We start from the raw sequence: 16821 nt of genomic DNA, 5'->3' as shown, positions 1-16821 counted from the left end.
ATCCGGACCAGTGGCAGAAACTGCGGTCCGGTGAGTGAGACTGGTGAAACCGAAGACGGTATGAGGAAACGAGGTCGGATGATGCGTACGCGTCCGCTGAAGGTGGCGCTGCTGGGCTGTGGAGTGGTCGGCTCAGAGGTGGCGCGCATCATGACGACGCACGCCGACGACCTCGCCGCCAGGATCGGAGCGCCCGTCGAGCTGGCGGGCGTGGCCGTGCGGCGCCCCGACCGGGTCCGCGAGGGCATCGACCCCTCCCTCGTCACCACCGACGCCACCGCCCTCGTCAAACGCGGCGACATCGACGTCGTGGTCGAGGTCATCGGCGGCATCGAGCCCGCCCGCACCCTGATCACCACCGCCTTCGAGCACGGCGCCTCCGTCGTCTCCGCCAACAAGGCCCTCCTCGCCCAGGACGGCGCCGCGCTGCACGCGGCCGCGAACGAGCAGGGCAAGGACCTCTACTACGAGGCCGCCGTCGCCGGTGCCATCCCGCTGATCCGCCCGCTGCGCGAGTCCCTCGCCGGCGACAAGGTCAACCGGGTGCTCGGCATCGTGAACGGCACCACCAACTTCATCCTCGACAAGATGGACAGCACGGGCGCCGGCTACCAGGAGGCGCTCGACGAGGCCACCGCGCTCGGTTACGCCGAGGCCGACCCGACCGCCGACGTCGAGGGCTTCGACGCCGCCGCCAAGGCCGCCATCCTCGCCGGGATCGCCTTCCACACCCGGGTCCGCCTCGACGACGTCTACCGCGAGGGCATGACCGAGGTGACGGCCGCCGACTTCGCCTCCGCCAAGGAGATGGGCTGCACCATCAAGCTGCTCGCCATCTGCGAGCGGGCCGCCGACGGCGGGTCCGTCACCGCGCGCGTGCACCCGGCGATGATCCCGCTGAGCCACCCGCTCGCCTCGGTGCGCGGCGCCTACAACGCGGTCTTCGTCGAGTCGGACGCCTCCGGCCAGCTGATGTTCTACGGCCCCGGCGCCGGCGGCGCGCCCACCGCCTCCGCGGTCCTCGGCGACCTCGTCGCCGTCTGCCGCAACCGGCTCAGCGGCACCACCGGACCCGGCGAGTCCGCGTACGCGGCGCTGCCGGTCTCGTCCATGGGCGAGGTCGTCACGCGGTACCACATCAGCCTGGACGTGGCCGACAAACCGGGTGTTCTCGCCCAGGTCGCGACCGTCTTCGCCGAGCACGGAGTCTCGATCGATACGGTTCGCCAGCAGGGGAAGGACGGCGAGGCCTCCCTCGTCGTCGTCACCCACCGCGCGTCCGACGCCTCCCTCACCGGGACCGTCGAGGCGCTGCGCAAGCTCGACACCGTGCGCGGTGTCGCCAGCATCATGCGGGTTGAAGGAGAGTAACCAGCAATGACCCACCAGTGGCGCGGAATCATCGAGGAGTACCGGGACCGGCTGCCGGTATCCGACACCACGCCGGTCGTGACGCTCCGCGAGGGCGGTACGCCCCTCGTGCCCGCGCAGGTGCTCTCCGAGCGCACGGGCTGCGAGGTCCACCTCAAGGTGGAGGGCGCCAACCCGACCGGGTCCTTCAAGGACCGCGGTATGACCATGGCCATCTCCAAGGCGAAGGAGGAGGGGGCCAAGGCCGTCATCTGCGCCTCCACCGGCAACACCTCCGCCTCCGCCGCGGCCTACGGCGTCCGGGCCGGCATGGTGTCGGCCGTGCTCGTCCCGCAGGGCAAGATCGCGCTGGGCAAGATGGGCCAGGCCCTGGTGCACGGCGCGAAGATCCTCCAGGTCGACGGCAACTTCGACGACTGCCTCACGCTGGCCCGCGCGCTGAGCGACAACTACCCGGTCGCGTTGGTCAATTCGGTCAATCCGGTGCGTATCGAGGGCCAGAAGACGGCCGCCTTCGAGATCGTCGACATGCTCGGCGACGCCCCCGACATCCATGTCCTCCCGGTGGGCAACGCGGGCAACATCACCGCCTACTGGAAGGGCTACACCGAGTACGCCGCCGACGGCGTCTCCGCCCGTACGCCCCGTATGTGGGGTTTCCAGGCCTCCGGCTCGGCGCCCATCGTGCGCGGCGAGGTCGTCAAGGACCCGTCGACCATCGCCACCGCGATCCGGATCGGCAACCCCGCCTCCTGGCAGCACGCGATCGACGCCCGCGACCAGTCCGGCGGCCTCATCGACGAGGTGACGGACCGTGAGATCCTGCGCGCCTACCGGCTGTTGGCCGCGCAGGAGGGCGTCTTCGTGGAGCCCGCCTCCGCCGCGTCGGTGGCCGGTCTGCTGAAGGCGGCCGAGCAGGGCAAGGTCGACCCGGGCCAGCGGATCGTCTGCACGGTCACCGGAAACGGCCTGAAGGACCCGGACTGGGCCGTCGCCGGCGCTCCGCAGCCGGTCACCGTCCCGGTCGACGCGGCGACGGCCGCCGAACGCCTCGGTCTGGCGTAACCAGCGCCACGTCAGGCGTAGGACGGCGCTTGCCCGGGGAAGTTGTCCGAGGCGGGTGCACAGGGGGCTCGCGACACGCATCGTGCGCCTCCTGTGCGCCCTATGTCGCCACAGAACCTTCCTTCGATAGGCTGTACCGAACCCGCCCGCCGCATATGCCGCGGTGCCGCGCCGTCCTCGTGATCAGCGCCCGGGTTCTCGTACGTCATCGAATGTCTTCGACAATCACGCAGCTCAAGGAGAGTCATCGAGCGATGGCCGGTCCAGCGTTCCGCGCCGCCGCCGTCCGGGTGCGCGTCCCCGCCACCAGCGCCAATCTCGGTCCGGGCTTCGACGCCCTGGGCCTCGCGCTGGGTCTGTACGACGACGTGGTCGTCCGGGTGGCCGACCACGGGCTGCACATCGACATCGCGGGTGAGGGCAGCGAGACGCTTCCCCGCGACGAGAAGCACCTGCTCGTCCGCTCCCTGCGCGCCGCCTTCGACCTGCTCGGCGGACAGCCGCGCGGCCTGGAGATCGTCTGCGCGAACCGCATCCCGCACGGCCGCGGCCTGGGCTCCTCCTCCGCCGCCATCTGCGCCGGCATCGTCGCGGCGCGCGCCGTGACCATAGGCGGCGAGGCCAGGCTCGACGACGCGGCGCTGCTGGAGCTCGCCACCGAGATCGAGGGCCACCCCGACAATGTCGCGGCCTGTCTGCTGGGCGGCTTCACCCTGTCCTGGATGGAGAACGGCGCCGCCCGCGCGATCAGGATGGACCCCGCCGATTCCATCGTTCCGGTGGTTTTCGTGCCCGGGAAACCGGTCCTGACCGAGACCGCGCGCGGACTGCTCCCGCGCACCGTCCCGCACGTCGACGCCGCGACCAACGCCGGCCGCGCCGCGCTGCTCGTCGAGGCCCTGACCAGGCGCCCCGAGCTGCTGCTGCCCGCCACCGAGGACCGCCTCCACCAGGAGTACCGCGCCCCCGCCATGCCGGAGAGCGCCGCGCTGGTGGAACGGCTGCGCGCGGACGGAATTCCCGCGGTGATCTCGGGAGCCGGGCCCACGGTGATGGCCCTGGCCGACGCGGAATCGGCGGACAAGGTGGAAGCGCTGGCCGGTGCGGACTGGGCGGCGAACCGGCTGGCCCTCGATGTCCACGGCGCGAGCGTATTGCCGCTCGCGACCGGCGGCGTGAATTAAAGAGCGGCCGATTGCCGGATTTGGAGAGGGGGAATGTTTGTTGGATCCGGTAGTGTTAACCTCAAGTCTGCACCCGACCCCACCATGGCGAGGTGCCTCGTGTCCCCGTCCGGGACAGACATTCTTCCGGGAGCCCCCCAAGCCGCACTGTGTCTCGTACCCCGTATGCGGGCAGTACGTCGTACGTCGACACTGAGCGGCCCGCCGGGCACGCTCCGGAACCGGTGCGACCACGCCACGTGACACTGGGTGCCACGGCTCGAGGAAGCGCCATCACCAGATATCTCTTCCGCCGCTTAGGCGGACCACCGCCCCGGCACGGTTCACACAGCAAGGACCGAAGCCGGACAGCACAACCGGTCGCCGAGCCAGACAGGCCGACGTCCGCTCCAGGGAAGGACCCTTCGTGAGCGACACCACCGATCTGATGGGCGCACGTGTCGAGGAGACCGCTGCCGCGCCCGCCACGGACGCCTCCGCGCCTGCCACCGGTGCCGGCTCCCGGCGGCGCCGCGGTACCGGCCTCGAGGGCATGGTGCTGGCCGAGCTGCAGCAGGTCGCATCCGGCCTCGGCATCAGGGGCACCGCGCGGATGCGCAAGAGCCAGCTGATCGAGGTCATCAAGGAGGCGCAGGCCGCCGGGGGAGCCCCCGCCAAGGCCGAGACCGCCACCGAGGCCAAGCCCAAGCGCCGCGCCACCTCCAAGGCCCGTACGGGCGACGAGGCTGCCGCGAAGAAGGCGGAGAAGTCCGAGGCCCCGGCCGAGAAGGCCGTGGCCCAGCAGCAGATCGAGATCCCCGGCCAGCCGGCCGCCGAGCGTGGCGGGGACGACGCTCCCGCCGAGCGCCGCCGCCGCCGTGCCACCGCCGAGGCGGGCGCCCCTTCCGCGGCCCCCGAGACGATCGTCGCCGAGGCGAAGAGCGAGCCGAAGGCCGAGACGCCGGCGCAGCAGCCGCAGCAGAACGACGCCAAGGGCGACGCCGGTGACGGCGCCGAGGGCCGCCGCCGTGACCGCCGCGAGCGCGGCCGGGACCGCGGCGAGCGCGACCGCGGCGAGCGTGGCGACCGCGCTGACCGCGGTGACCGCCGCAAGGGCGACGACCAGCAGGGTCAGCGCCAGCAGCAGAGCCAGCAGCAGGGCCGCCAGGACCGCGACCGCCAGCAGCAGGACGACGACGACTTCGACGGCGGCCGTCGCGGCCGTCGGGGCCGTTACCGCGACCGCCGCGGCCGCCGTGGCCGCGACGAGATCGCCCCGGAGCCGCAGATCGCCGAGGACGACGTCCTGATCCCGGTCGCGGGCATCCTGGACATCCTCGACAACTACGCGTTCATCCGCACCTCGGGCTACCTGCCCGGTCCGAACGACGTGTACGTCTCCCTCGCCCAGGTCCGCAAGAACGGCCTGCGCAAGGGCGACCACATCACCGGTGCGGTCCGCCAGCCGAAGGAGGGCGAGCGGCGCGAGAAGTTCAACGCGCTGGTCCGCCTGGACTCCGTCAACGGCATGGCGCCCGAACACGGCCGCGGGCGGCCGGAGTTCAACAAGCTCACGCCGCTGTACCCGCAGGACCGGCTCCGTCTGGAGACCGACCCGGGCGTGCTCACCACCCGCATCATCGACCTGGTGTCGCCGATCGGTAAGGGTCAGCGCGGTCTGATCGTGGCCCCGCCGAAGACCGGCAAGACCATGATCATGCAGGCGATCGCCAACGCGATCACGCACAACAACCCCGAGTGCCACCTGATGGTCGTCCTGGTCGACGAGCGTCCGGAAGAGGTCACCGACATGCAGCGGTCGGTCAAGGGCGAGGTCATCTCCTCGACCTTCGACCGTCCGGCCGAGGACCACACCACGGTCGCCGAGCTCGCCATCGAGCGCGCCAAGCGCCTGGTGGAACTGGGCCACGACGTCGTCGTGCTGCTCGACTCCATCACGCGTCTGGGCCGTGCGTACAACCTCGCCGCGCCCGCCTCCGGCCGCATCCTGTCCGGTGGTGTCGACTCGACCGCCCTGTACCCGCCGAAGCGCTTCTTCGGTGCGGCCCGCAACATCGAGGACGGCGGCTCGCTGACCATCCTCGCCACCGCCCTGGTGGACACCGGGTCCCGCATGGACGAGGTGATCTTCGAGGAGTTCAAGGGCACCGGCAACATGGAGCTCAAGCTCGACCGGAAGCTCGCCGACAAGCGCATCTTCCCGGCGGTGGACGTCGACGCGTCCGGTACCCGCAAGGAGGAGATCCTGCTCGGTGCCGAGGAACTGGGCATCGTGTGGAAGCTGCGCCGGGTGCTGCACGCGCTGGACTCGCAGCAGGCGATCGAGCTGCTTCTCGACAAGATGAAGCAGACCAAGTCGAACGCCGAGTTCCTGATGCAGATCCAGAAGACGACGCCCACCCCCGGCAACGGCGACTAGCCGGCCGCGGCCGACGGCTCGCTTCGAGGCCGGTCCCCGTCACTGCTGTGACGGGGACCGGCCTTTTGGCGCTGAGGAGAAGGGGTGCGTCAGGCCGCCCCGTCCACTCGTGCATCCCTGGGGGGATTCTCCTTGTCCACGTCCACCTCCGGCGGCGGTCGCCACAGACGCCGGATACGCATCGGGCTGCCCGTCGGTGCGGCCGGGCTCGCCGCCGCGGTCGCCGCCGCGCTGCTGACCACCTCCGCGGACGCCGCCACGGCGCTGCCGCGGCCCACCGTGCAGCCCGCCGTCAGCTCGCCGTCGACGGCGGAGCTCCAGCAGCGCCTCGAGACCGCCATCGCCGGCGACGACACGGCCGGCGAGACCGCGCTCAGCAGGTCGGCGCTCAGCGCGAGCACCGCCGGGACCGAGCCCTCGCCCACCATCGACGCCAAGATCATCGGCGGTACCACCACGACGATCGCCTCGGCCCCGTGGATGGCGCAGCTCTGGTACGGCGACGACAAGGGCACCGCCGACACCTCCGACGACGTCGGCTTCTTCTGCGGCGGCGCGGTCGTCGCCCCGACGAAGATCCTCACCGCCGCGCACTGCGTGGCCGGGTACAACTGGTACGCGCACGGCTCGGTGATCACCGGCACCGCGCAGCTGCCCTCCGTCGACGCCGACGGCTACATCACCGACCTGCACGGCGGCAGCATCAGCGGCGTCTGGCGGCAGTGGAGCCACCCGACGTACTCCCCGGTGACCATCGACAACGACATCGCGGTCCTCACCCTGCCGAACGCGGTCAAGGCGACGCCGATCCGGATGACGACGGCCGCGGACACCGCCTCGTACGCCGCCGGGACCAGCGCCAAGGTCTACGGCTGGGGCCGTACCAGCTCCACCCACGACAACATCTCCGAGACGCTGAAGGCGGCCACGCTGCCCGTCCAGTCGGACACCACCTGCGCCGCCGCGTACGGATCCGACTTCGTCAAGGGCCACATGGTCTGCGCGGGCCAGCCCGCCACCGGCAGCGACGCCGGGACCACCACCGCCTGCAACGGCGACTCCGGCGGGCCGCTGGTCGTGAACAACCGGATCGTCGGCATCGTCTCCTGGGGCGTGGAGGACTGCGTCGCCAAGGGCGCCTACAGCGTCTTCGCCCGGGCCGGCGCCTACGTCGGCGCCGTCTACCCGCGCATCGACGACACCAACATCAGCGGCGACCACAAGGCCGACCTGTGGGTGCGCAACGCCGCCACGCGGACCGGCTACTCCAAGAACTCCAACGGCAGCTCGTTCGCGGCCCGTGAGACCTGGGGCAACTGGGACGGCGTGAACGTCGTCCTGCAGAGCGACCTCGACCGCGACGGCTACCAGGACCTCGTCTACCGCCGCAGCAGCGACGGCGACGTCTTCTGGGCCCACTACGTGCGCACCAGCGACTCCTGGTCCACCCAGCGCCTGGCCGACAACTGGAAGACCCGCACCCGCATCCTGACCCCCGGCGACGTCACCGGCGACTACCTGCCCGACCTGCTCTCGGTCGACTCCGCCGGCGTGCTGTGGATCTACCCCGGCAAGGGCAACGGCACCTTCGCCACCCGGGTCAAGGCCGGCTCCGGCTGGAACCAGTACAACTCGGTGCGCGGCCACGGCGACCTCACCGGCGACGGCAGGGCCGACCTGATCGCCCGCAGCTCGTCCGGCAGCTACGTGTACCTGTACAAGGGCACCGGCAAGGCGGGCACCGGCGCCTTCGCGAGCAGGATCAAGGTCCGCACCTGGAGCGGGTACAACGCCTTCGACGCGGTCGGCGACATCAGCGGCGACGGCAAGGCCGACTTCCTGGCCCGTACGCCCGGCGGAACGCTCTACCTCTACAAGGGCACCGGCAAGGCCACCAGCGAGATCTTCGCCACACGGATCTCCGTCGGCACCGACTTCAAGCAGTACGACATCTTCGGCTGAGACAGCAGGTGAGCGGAGGAACCCCTCCGCTCCCGCCGGCTACGCACCGTGCCCACCCGAGCCCCGGGTGGGCACAGTGCGTCATGCGACGCTGTGCCGAGTTTCCCCGCCGGACCGGCGGGGCGACGATGAGCGGTACCGGGTCGTCGAGGGACGGCCGAGTCTGACCGCCACCGCAGGGGGTAGCCGACCGGAGAGAGCCGAGGAGCACATGTCTGCCGACAGCACGCCGGGGCCCGGTACCGCGGGCGAGACCGGCACCAGCGGTCCGCGCCGCCGCGCCGGATCCGGCCGCCGCAAGCCCCGGGGCAAGCGCCGCAAGGGGCTGCTGATCACGGCCTGGACCGCGGCGGGCATCGTCGTGCTCGGCGGCACCGGTGTCGGGTACGTCTACTTCAAGCTCAACGGCAATCTCAGAAGCATCGACATCGACCAGGTCCTCGGCACCGACCGCCCCGGCAAGGCGGACAACGGCTCGGAGAACATCCTGGTCCTCGGCTCGGACACCCGCTCCGGCGACAACCGGGCGCTCGGCGGCGGCGCCGACGACGGCACCGCCCGCTCCGACACCGCGATGATCGTGCACGTCCACGAGGGGCATCGGAAGGCCAGCGTGGTGTCGATCCCGCGCGACACCCTCATCGACCGCCCCGCCTGCACCGACTCCGACGGCGACACCCATCCGGCCGCCTCCGAGGTGATGTTCAACTCCGCGTACTCCACCGGCGGCGCCGCCTGCGCGGTGAAGACGGTCGAGACGCTGACCGGCCTCCGCATGGACCACTATTTGGAGGTTGACTTCGGCGGCTTCCGGAAGCTGATCGACGAACTGGGCGGCGTCGAGGTCACCACCACCGAGGCCATCCAGGACCCCGACAGCCACCTCGACCTGAAGGCCGGCACCCACCGCCTCGACGGCGAGCAGGCCCTCGGCCTGGTCCGCACCCGGCACGGCGTCGGCGACGGCTCCGACCTCGGCCGGATCCAGCTCCAGCAGGCGTTCCTCAAGGCACTGCTCGACCAGATCGACCGGATCGACCTGTTCGGCAGCCCCAAGAAGCTGTACGCCCTCGCCGACACCGCGACCAGGGCCGTGACCACCGACTCCGGCCTCGGCTCGGTGAACTCCCTGATGTCCTTCGCGAGCGGCCTCGAGGGCATCGGCGCCTCCGGCATGACGATGGTCACCATGCCGGTCGTCTACGACCCCGCCGACCCCAACCGCGTCCTGCTGGAGGAGACCAAGGCCCGGCAGGTCTGGACGGCCCTGAGGAACGACCGGCCGATCCCCGGGTCGGCGACGGAGGGAACGGCCACCGGTGAGGCCAAGGGCGTCGTGAGCGCCGGACAGCCGCGCTGACGACCCCGCGGGCGGCCCTGTTCGGGCGGCGCGGAATATCCGGGGGCCTCCCCCGGTTTTGGGGGATGGCCCCAGTCCTGGCAGACTGGTACGTCGGCTCCGGTTCACGCTTCCGCATCCCGCGGCGGCGACCCGGCGCCCTCCCGAAACTAGGAGACACCTTGAAGCGCGAGATCCACCCCGAGTACGTCGAGACGCAGGTCAGCTGCACCTGCGGCGCCTCGTTCACCACCCGTAGCACCATCGCGTCCGGCAACATCCGGGCCGAGGTCTGCTCCGAGTGCCACCCGTTCTACACGGGCAAGCAGAAGATCCTCGACACCGGTGGCCGTGTGGCCCGCTTCGAGGCCCGCTTCGGCAAGGCTGCCGGCTCCAAGAAGTAGCGAGCCCCTTTTCGCCGGTCCACGGTCACGCCCCCTCCGCGGGCGTGCCGGGACCGGCGTTTTTGGTCGCCGCCCACTTCACCTTTCCACGCCCCACAGGAGCCACAGATGTTCGAGGCCGTCGAGGAGCTCGTCGTCGAGCACGCCGACCTGGAGAAGAAGCTCGCGGACCCGTCGGTCCACGCCGACCAGGCCAACGCGCGCAAGCTCAACAAGCGCTATGCCGAGCTCACGCCGATCGTCGCCACGTACCGCTCCTGGAAGCAGACCGGCGACGACACCGAGACCGCCCGCGAGTTCGCCGCCGACGACCCCGACTTCGCGGCCGAGGTCAAGGAGCTGGAGAAGCAGCGCGAGGAGCTGACCGAGAAGCTGCGCCTGCTGCTCGTCCCGCGCGACCCCAGCGACGACAAGGACGTGATCCTGGAGATCAAGGCGGGCGCCGGCGGCGACGAGTCCGCCCTGTTCGCCGGCGATCTGCTGCGCATGTACCTGCGCTACGCCGAGCGGGTCGGCTGGAAGACCGAGATCATCGACGCCACCGAGTCCGAGCTGGGCGGCTACAAGGACGTCCAGGTCGCCGTGAAGACCAAGGGCGGCCAGGGCGCCACCGAGCCCGGCCAGGGCGTCTGGGCCCGGCTGAAGTACGAGGGCGGTGTGCACCGCGTGCAGCGGGTGCCGGCGACCGAGTCGCAGGGCCGTATCCACACCTCCGCGGCGGGCGTGCTCGTCACCCCCGAGGCGGAGGAGGTCGACGTCGAGATCAACCCCAACGACCTGCGGATCGACGTCTACCGCTCGTCCGGCCCCGGCGGCCAGTCCGTCAACACCACCGACTCCGCGGTGCGCATCACCCACCTTCCCACCGGAGTCGTCGCCTCCTGCCAGAACGAGAAGAGCCAGCTGCAGAACAAGGAGCAGGCACTGCGTATCCTGCGCTCCAGGCTGCTCGCAGCGGCGCAGGAGGAGGCGGAGAGGGAGGCCGCCGACGCCCGCCGCAGCCAGGTCCGCACCGTCGACCGCTCCGAGAAGATCCGTACGTACAACTTCCCGGAGAACCGCATCTCGGACCACCGCGTCGGCTTCAAGGCCTACAACCTGGACCAGGTCCTCGACGGCGACCTCGACGCGGTGATCCAGGCCTGTGTCGACGCGGACTCGGCCGCCAAGCTCGCAGCCGCGTAAGGCACGTACCCAGTACCCACACGGAGGACGAGCGTGAACCTGCTGCTCGCAGAGGTGGCCCAGGCCACCCAGCGGCTGGCCGACGCCGGCGTGCCCTCGCCGCGCACCGACGCGGAGGAGCTCGCCGCGTTCGTGCACGGTGTGAAGCGGGGCGAGTTGCACTCCGTGAAGGACAGCGACTTCGACGCCCGCTACTGGGAGGTCGTCGCGCGCCGGGAGCAGCGCGAGCCGCTCCAGCACATCACCGGCCGCGCGTTCTTCCGGTACCTGGAGCTCCAGGTCGGACCCGGCGTGTTCGTGCCCCGGCCGGAGACCGAGTCGGTCGTCGGCTGGGCCATAGACGCCGTGCGCGCCATGGACGTCGTGGAGCCGTGCATCGTCGACCTGTGCACCGGCTCCGGTGCCATCGCGCTGGCGCTCGCCCAGGAGGTGCCGCGCTCCCGGGTGCACGCCGTGGAGCTGTCCGAGGACGCCCTGGTGTGGACCCGCAAGAACGTGGAGGGCTCACGCGTCGACCTGCGCCAGGGCGACGCGCTGACCGCCTTCCCCGACCTCGACGGCCAGGTCGACCTGGTCATCTCCAACCCGCCGTACATCCCGCTCACCGAGTGGGAGTACGTCGCCCCCGAGGCCCGGGACTACGACCCCGAGCTGGCGCTGTTCTCCGGCGAGGACGGCCTGGACCTGATCCGCGGCCTGGAACGCACCGCGCACCGGCTGCTGCGCCCCGGCGGCGTCGTCGTGATCGAGCACGCCGACACCCAGGGCGGCCAGGTGCCGTGGATCTTCACCGAGGAACGCGGATGGGCCGACGCGGCCGATCACCCCGACCTCAACAACCGCCCGCGGTTCGCCACCGCCCGCAAGGCGCTGCCGTGAGCACCACCCCGACTCTTTCTCTGAAGCACGTGTACGAGGAGGCCCGCTAGATATGGCACGGCGATACGACACCAACGACGCGACCGACCGCGTGACCGGTCTGCGCGAAGCCGCGTCCGCCGTCCGCCGTGGCGAGCTGGTGGTCCTCCCGACCGACACCGTGTACGGCATCGGCGCCGACGCCTTCTCCAAGGAGGCCGTCGGAGACCTGCTGGAGGCCAAGGGCCGGGGCCGCAACATGCCCACGCCCGTCCTCATCGGCTCCCCGAACACCCTGCACGGCCTCGTCACGGACTTCTCCGAGCTGGCCTGGGAACTGGTCGACGCCTTCTGGCCGGGCGCGCTCACGCTGGTCGCCAAGCACCAGCCGTCCCTCCAGTGGGACCTCGGCGACACCCGCGGCACGGTCGCGGTGCGGATGCCGCTGCACCCGGTCGCCATCGAGCTGCTGACCGAGGTCGGCCCCATGGCCGTCTCCTCGGCGAACCTCACCGGCCACCCGGCGCCGGAGGACTGCGACGCCGCGCAGGGCATGCTCGGCGACTCCGTCTCCGTCTACCTGGACGGTGGCCCGACCCCCGGCAACGTGCCGTCCTCGATCGTCGACGTCACCCGCGAGGTGCCGCTGCTGCTGCGCGCGGGCGCGCTGTCCGCGGAGGAGCTGCGGAAGGTCGTACCCGACCTCGAGGTGGCGAATTGACAGCCCCCGAGTCCTCCGAGCTCCCGGCCGCGCTCGACCAGGGGGGACCCCCATGCGCGGCATAGGCAGCGGGGAAGAGACGACGACCTTCGGCTTCCCGAGGGACAGTTTCCGCATCCTCCACGTCAGCACCGGCAATGTGTGCCGCTCGCCCATCACCGAGCGGCTGACGCGGCATTTCGTGTCGCAGCGGCTCGGCGTGCTGGGCGGCGGGCTGATCGTGGAGAGCGCGGGCACCTGGGGACACGAGGGCGCGCCCATGGAGGCCAACGCGGAGGCGGTGCTGGCCGACTTCGGCGCGGACGCCTCCGGGTTCGTCGGCCGGGAGCTGCTGGACGAGCACGTCATCATGGCCGACCTGGTCCTGACGGCGACCCGCGACCACCGCGCCCAGGTCATCTCCATGGGCCACTCGGCGGGCCTGCGCACCTTCACCCTCAAGGAGTTCACCCGCCTGGTGCGCGCCATAGACCCCGCGACCTTGCCTCCCCTGGAGGACGGGGTGGTGATGCGCGCCCGCGCCCTGGTCCGCGCGGCCGCCGCCCTGCGCGGCTGGCTGCTGGCGCCGACGGCGGAGGCGGACGAGGTGTACGACCCGTACGGCGCGCCGCTGCCGTTCTTCCGCTCCATCGGCGACGAGATACACCAGGCGCTCGATCCGGTGGTGACGGCGCTGACCGGCGTACCCGCGCGGATGCAATAGCCGGGCGGGGTGCGGGGGCCGGGCCTACATTGGACGTACGTCACCGTCGACGCCCGGAGCCCACCATGACGGTCACCCCTGTGTCCGAGACCGATGTCCTGCGCGCTCAGGACCCCGAGCTGGCCGAGGTGCTGCTCGGGGAGCTGGACCGGCAGTCGACGACGCTCCAGCTGATCGCCGCCGAGAACTTCACCTCGCCCGCCGTGCTGGCCGCACTCGGCTCGGCCCTTGCCAACAAGTACGCCGAGGGCTATCCGGGCGCCCGCTTCCACGGCGGCTGCGAGATCGTCGACGTCGCCGAGCGGATCGCGGTGGAGCGGGCGAAGGCGCTGTTCGGCGCCGAGCACGCCAACGTGCAGTCGCACTCCGGGTCGTCGGCCGTGCTCGCCGCCTACGCCGCGCTGCTGCGGCCCGGCGACACCGTCCTCGCCCTCGGACTGCCGTACGGCGGTCATCTCACCCATGGTTCTCCCGCCAACTTCTCCGGCCGCTGGTTCGACTTCGTCGGGTACGGCGTCGACGGCGAGACCGGGCTCGTCGACCACGAGCAGGTGCGGGCCCTGGCGCGCGCCCACCGCCCCAAGGCGATCGTGTGCGGCTCCATCGCCTATCCCCGGCACCACGACTACGCCCTCTTCCGGGAGATCGCCGACGAGGCCGGCGCGTACCTCATCGCGGACGCCGCGCACCCGATCGGGCTGGTCGCCGGGGGAGCGGCGCCGAATCCGGTGCCGTACGCCGATGTCGTGTGCGCCACCACGCACAAGGTGCTGCGCGGTCCGCGCGGCGGGATGATCCTGTGCGGCGCCGAGCTGGCCGAGCGCGTCGACCGGGCCGTGTTCCCGTTCACCCAGGGCGGCGCGCAGATGCACACCATCGCCGCGAAAGCCGTCGCGTTCGGCGAGGCGGCAACTCCGGCGTTCACCGCGTACGCCCATCAGGTGGTCGCCAATGCGAGGGGTCTGGCGACCGCGCTGGCCGACGAGGGCCTGGCCGTCACCACCGGCGGTACGGACACCCATCTGATCATCGCCGACCCGGCCCCGCTGGGCGTCGACGGCCGTACCGCCCGCGGCCGGCTGGCCGCGGCCGGGCTGATCGTGGACTGCTGCGCCCTGCCGCACGACGACGCCCGCGGCCTGCGCCTGGGCACGGCGGCGGTGACGACGCAGGGGATGGGCGCGGTGGAGATGGCGCGGATCGCGGTCCTGCTGGCGACGGCGGTGCGGGAGCCCGCGCGGGCCAAGGCGGTGCGTGAGGAAGTGCGGGAGCTGACGGGCCGATTTCCGCCGTATCCGCGCTGAGCGGGGGTAGACGCACTTCCGTGCACAGCCACCCGTGCAACCATCGTCGCTACCCGTAAGTCCTCACACATATGCGTCCCTCGCTAGGGTGTGGGGCTGAGATGGCCAGCGAGACCTGTGGGGAAGCCCGTGCGTGAATACCTGCTGACGCTCTGCGTCACGGCCGCGGTGACGTATCTGCTGACCGGGCCGGTGCGGAAGTTCGCGATCGTGGCGGGCGCGATGCCGGAGATCCGGGCCCGGGACGTGCACCGGGAACCGACGCCGCGGCTCGGCGGGATCGCGATGTTCTTCGGGCTGTGCGCCGGTCTGCTGGTCGCCGACCACCTGACCAACCTGAACCAGGTCTTCGAGAAGTCCAACGAGCCCCGCGCGCTGCTCTCCGGGGCCGCGCTGATCTGGCTGATCGGCGTCCTGGACGACAAGTTCGAGATCGACGCCCTGATCAAGCTGGGCGGCCAGATGATCGCCGCGGGTGTGATGGTCATGCAGGGTCTGACGATCCTGTGGCTGCCGGTTCCGGGTGTCGGCACGGTCGCGCTGACCCAGTGGCAGGGCACCCTGCTGACGGTGGCGCTGGTCGTGATCACCATCAACGCGGTCAACTTCGTCGACGGGCTGGACGGCCTGGCGGCCGGCATGGTGTGCATCGCGTCCGCCGCGTTCTTCATGTACACGTACCGCATCTGGTACTCGTACGGCATCGAGGCCGCCGCCCCGGCCACGCTGTTCGCGGCGATCCTGATGGGCATGTGCCTGGGCTTCCTGCCGCACAACATGCATCCCGCGCGGATCTTCATGGGGGACTCGGGCTCGATGCTGATCGGCCTGGTGCTGGCGGCCGGCGCGATCTCGGTGACCGGGCAGGTGGACCCGGACGTGATGAACCTGTTCTCCGGGTCCGAGCGCAACACCGTGCACCAGACGGTCCCGGTGTACATCCCGCTGCTGCTGCCGCTGACCATCATCGCGATCCCGGCCGCCGACCTGATCCTGGCGATCGTGCGCCGTGCCTGGCGCGGCCAGTCGCCGTTCGCCGCGGACCGCGGGCATCTGCACCACCGGCTGCTGGAGATCGGCCACTCGCACAGCCGCTCGGTGCTGATCATGTACTTCTGGTCGGCGCTGATCGCCTTCGGCGCGCTGACGTACTCCGTGAACTCCGCGTCCATGTGGATCGTGCTCGGTGTGGTGGTACTGAGCGCCATCGGTCTGGTGCTGCTGCTGCTGCCGCGCTTCACGCCGCGCGCGCCCGTCTGGGCCGAGCGCTTCGTGCCGCCGCGCTACCGGCGCCGCAAGCCGGCCGTGGACTCCGGGCCGGGCCTCGCGCAGGAGCCGGCGGAAGCGGCGTCGGCGGAGCAGGAGGCCCGTACTCCCGTGGCGGCCGGGGTCTCCGGTGTCAACGGGGCGACCGCCGTGGGCCCCCGTTCGCGGTTCTCAAGGTAAGAATCTGACTAAAGCATTGCCTTGTCGTGGGGGAGCGAAGCGGCTCAATACCAGACAAGTCGGCTGGGTTTCTGCACAGACGCGCGGCATCACTCTCATGTGTGACAGCCAGCACACCAAGCAGGTAAAGACCTCATCAAATAGTTTGTGATACCGTTCACGAGAACCCCGGATAGAGCCGAAGGACCGCAGTGCGACGGTCCACCGGCGTGAGTCTCTGTCTCAGCCCGGGGACTACGCTCGTCCATGACGACACCCCTGCCCCCTTTGAAAGCGGAGTTGCCGCCATGCCGTCCAACGACGTCCGGATCCTGGCCCAGGCTGCTGTGCCCACAGCCGCCGTCGGCGCTGTAGCCGCCGTCGTCAGCGGAGTGGTGGCCGGTGGCAAGGGGGCCGTGGGATCTCTCGTGGCCGCGCTGGTGACGATCCTCTTCATGGGCATCGGCCTGCTGGTCCTCCAGCGCACTGCCAAATCGCTTCCGCACCTGTTCCAAGCGATGGGCCTGATGCTGTACGCGGCTCAGATCCTGCTGCTCTTCATCTTCCTCGCCGCCTTCAAGAACACGACGCTGTTCAACCCGCGGGCGTTCGCCATCACGCTTGTCGCGACCACCCTGGCGTGGATCGGCTCGCAGACGGTCGCGCACATGAAGAGCAAGATCCTTTACGTCGAACCCGACTCCTCGGCGGACAGCAAGTCCGAGAAGACGGGCCGTTCGTCGTGAGGGGTAGGGCCGGGATAAGGACGCGTTCGACAAGCTGCTATCGTCCGGTGCCAACTGCGGCACTGCGGGCGCGGGCATCCGAGCTGACGCCTGTTCCATCGCGAGGCTCGACGCCGAACCGCCGCCCCCACACCA

At 70.8% G+C, this 16821-nt stretch carries 14 protein-coding genes; all 14 read left to right on the top strand.

Annotation, left to right across the window (positions count from 1 at the left end; translation table 11 throughout):
* Positions 1 to 78 precede the first annotated feature (78 nt).
* The 14 genes from ABT232_RS06085 to ABT232_RS06020 all read left to right on the top strand — a co-directional run bounded on the left by ABT232_RS06085 (position 79) and on the right by ABT232_RS06020 (position 16686).
* A complete protein-coding gene (locus ABT232_RS06085) occupies positions 79 to 1371 on the top strand; it encodes a homoserine dehydrogenase (protein WP_351836530.1) in 1293 nt (430 codons plus the stop codon).
* A gap of 6 nt (positions 1372 to 1377) precedes the next feature.
* Entirely contained in the window at positions 1378 to 2436 is a 1059-nt protein-coding gene (gene thrC, locus ABT232_RS06080) for a threonine synthase (RefSeq protein ID WP_351836527.1), read from the top strand.
* A gap of 254 nt (positions 2437 to 2690) precedes the next feature.
* The gene (gene thrB, locus ABT232_RS06075; RefSeq protein WP_351836525.1) at positions 2691 to 3620 is read left to right on the top strand and encodes a homoserine kinase; all 930 of its coding nucleotides are present in this window, start codon (positions 2691 to 2693) and stop codon (positions 3618 to 3620) included.
* A 406-nt stretch (positions 3621 to 4026) separates the two neighbouring features.
* On the top strand, positions 4027 to 6039 hold the full coding sequence (rho, locus tag ABT232_RS06070; RefSeq protein ID WP_351836522.1) for a transcription termination factor Rho: 2013 nt from the start codon (positions 4027 to 4029) through the stop codon (positions 6037 to 6039).
* A gap of 132 nt (positions 6040 to 6171) precedes the next feature.
* Positions 6172 to 8001, top strand: a complete 1830-nt coding sequence (locus ABT232_RS06065; protein ID WP_351836519.1) for a trypsin-like serine protease — start codon at positions 6172 to 6174, stop codon at positions 7999 to 8001.
* Positions 8002 to 8212: 211 nt separating this feature from the next.
* The gene (locus tag ABT232_RS06060) at positions 8213 to 9361 is read left to right on the top strand and encodes an LCP family protein (protein WP_351836516.1); all 1149 of its coding nucleotides are present in this window, start codon (positions 8213 to 8215) and stop codon (positions 9359 to 9361) included.
* 161 nt (positions 9362 to 9522) lie between these two features.
* Entirely contained in the window at positions 9523 to 9744 is a 222-nt protein-coding gene (gene rpmE / locus ABT232_RS06055; RefSeq protein WP_351836513.1) for a 50S ribosomal protein L31, read from the top strand.
* A 108-nt stretch (positions 9745 to 9852) separates the two neighbouring features.
* Positions 9853 to 10929, top strand: a complete 1077-nt coding sequence (gene prfA, locus ABT232_RS06050) for a peptide chain release factor 1 (protein WP_351836510.1) — start codon at positions 9853 to 9855, stop codon at positions 10927 to 10929.
* 33 nt (positions 10930 to 10962) lie between these two features.
* On the top strand, positions 10963 to 11808 hold the full coding sequence (prmC, locus tag ABT232_RS06045; RefSeq protein ID WP_351836507.1) for a peptide chain release factor N(5)-glutamine methyltransferase: 846 nt from the start codon (positions 10963 to 10965) through the stop codon (positions 11806 to 11808).
* A 52-nt stretch (positions 11809 to 11860) separates the two neighbouring features.
* Positions 11861 to 12508, top strand: coding sequence for an L-threonylcarbamoyladenylate synthase (locus tag ABT232_RS06040; protein ID WP_351836504.1), 648 nt, complete (start codon positions 11861 to 11863; stop codon positions 12506 to 12508).
* Positions 12509 to 12560: 52 nt separating this feature from the next.
* A complete protein-coding gene (locus tag ABT232_RS06035) occupies positions 12561 to 13211 on the top strand; it encodes an arsenate reductase/protein-tyrosine-phosphatase family protein (protein WP_351836503.1) in 651 nt (216 codons plus the stop codon).
* Between the two features lie 65 nt (positions 13212 to 13276).
* Complete coding sequence (glyA, locus tag ABT232_RS06030; protein ID WP_351836501.1) at positions 13277 to 14515, top strand: serine hydroxymethyltransferase; 1239 nt, start codon at positions 13277 to 13279, stop codon at positions 14513 to 14515.
* Positions 14516 to 14644: 129 nt separating this feature from the next.
* Positions 14645 to 15961, top strand: a complete 1317-nt coding sequence (locus ABT232_RS06025; RefSeq protein WP_351836498.1) for an MraY family glycosyltransferase — start codon at positions 14645 to 14647, stop codon at positions 15959 to 15961.
* Between the two features lie 287 nt (positions 15962 to 16248).
* Positions 16249 to 16686, top strand: coding sequence for a Cg1360 family ATP-synthase-associated protein (locus ABT232_RS06020; RefSeq protein WP_351836495.1), 438 nt, complete (start codon positions 16249 to 16251; stop codon positions 16684 to 16686).
* The last annotated feature ends 135 nt before the right edge of the window (positions 16687 to 16821 follow it).

The organism is Streptomyces sp. NPDC001532, assembly GCF_040298625.1.
Classification (GTDB): Bacteria; Actinomycetota; Actinomycetes; order Streptomycetales; family Streptomycetaceae; genus Streptomyces.
Note: the sequence above shows the minus strand (reverse complement) of the source record. Positions and strands in the feature narration are given on the sequence as shown.

Coding starts and splice junctions, on each gene's coding strand:
- ABT232_RS06085 (WP_351836530.1), top strand. CDS start 79: ATGATGCGTACGCGTCCGCTGAAGGTGGCGCTGCTGGGCTGTGGAGTG.
- thrC (WP_351836527.1), top strand. CDS start 1,378: ATGACCCACCAGTGGCGCGGAATCATCGAGGAGTACCGGGACCGGCTG.
- thrB (WP_351836525.1), top strand. CDS start 2,691: ATGGCCGGTCCAGCGTTCCGCGCCGCCGCCGTCCGGGTGCGCGTCCCC.
- ABT232_RS06060 (WP_351836516.1), top strand. CDS start 8,213: ATGTCTGCCGACAGCACGCCGGGGCCCGGTACCGCGGGCGAGACCGGC.
- prfA (WP_351836510.1), top strand. CDS start 9,853: ATGTTCGAGGCCGTCGAGGAGCTCGTCGTCGAGCACGCCGACCTGGAG.
- ABT232_RS06040 (WP_351836504.1), top strand. CDS start 11,861: ATGGCACGGCGATACGACACCAACGACGCGACCGACCGCGTGACCGGT.
- ABT232_RS06035 (WP_351836503.1), top strand. CDS start 12,561: ATGCGCGGCATAGGCAGCGGGGAAGAGACGACGACCTTCGGCTTCCCG.
- glyA (WP_351836501.1), top strand. CDS start 13,277: ATGACGGTCACCCCTGTGTCCGAGACCGATGTCCTGCGCGCTCAGGAC.
- ABT232_RS06020 (WP_351836495.1), top strand. CDS start 16,249: ATGCCGTCCAACGACGTCCGGATCCTGGCCCAGGCTGCTGTGCCCACA.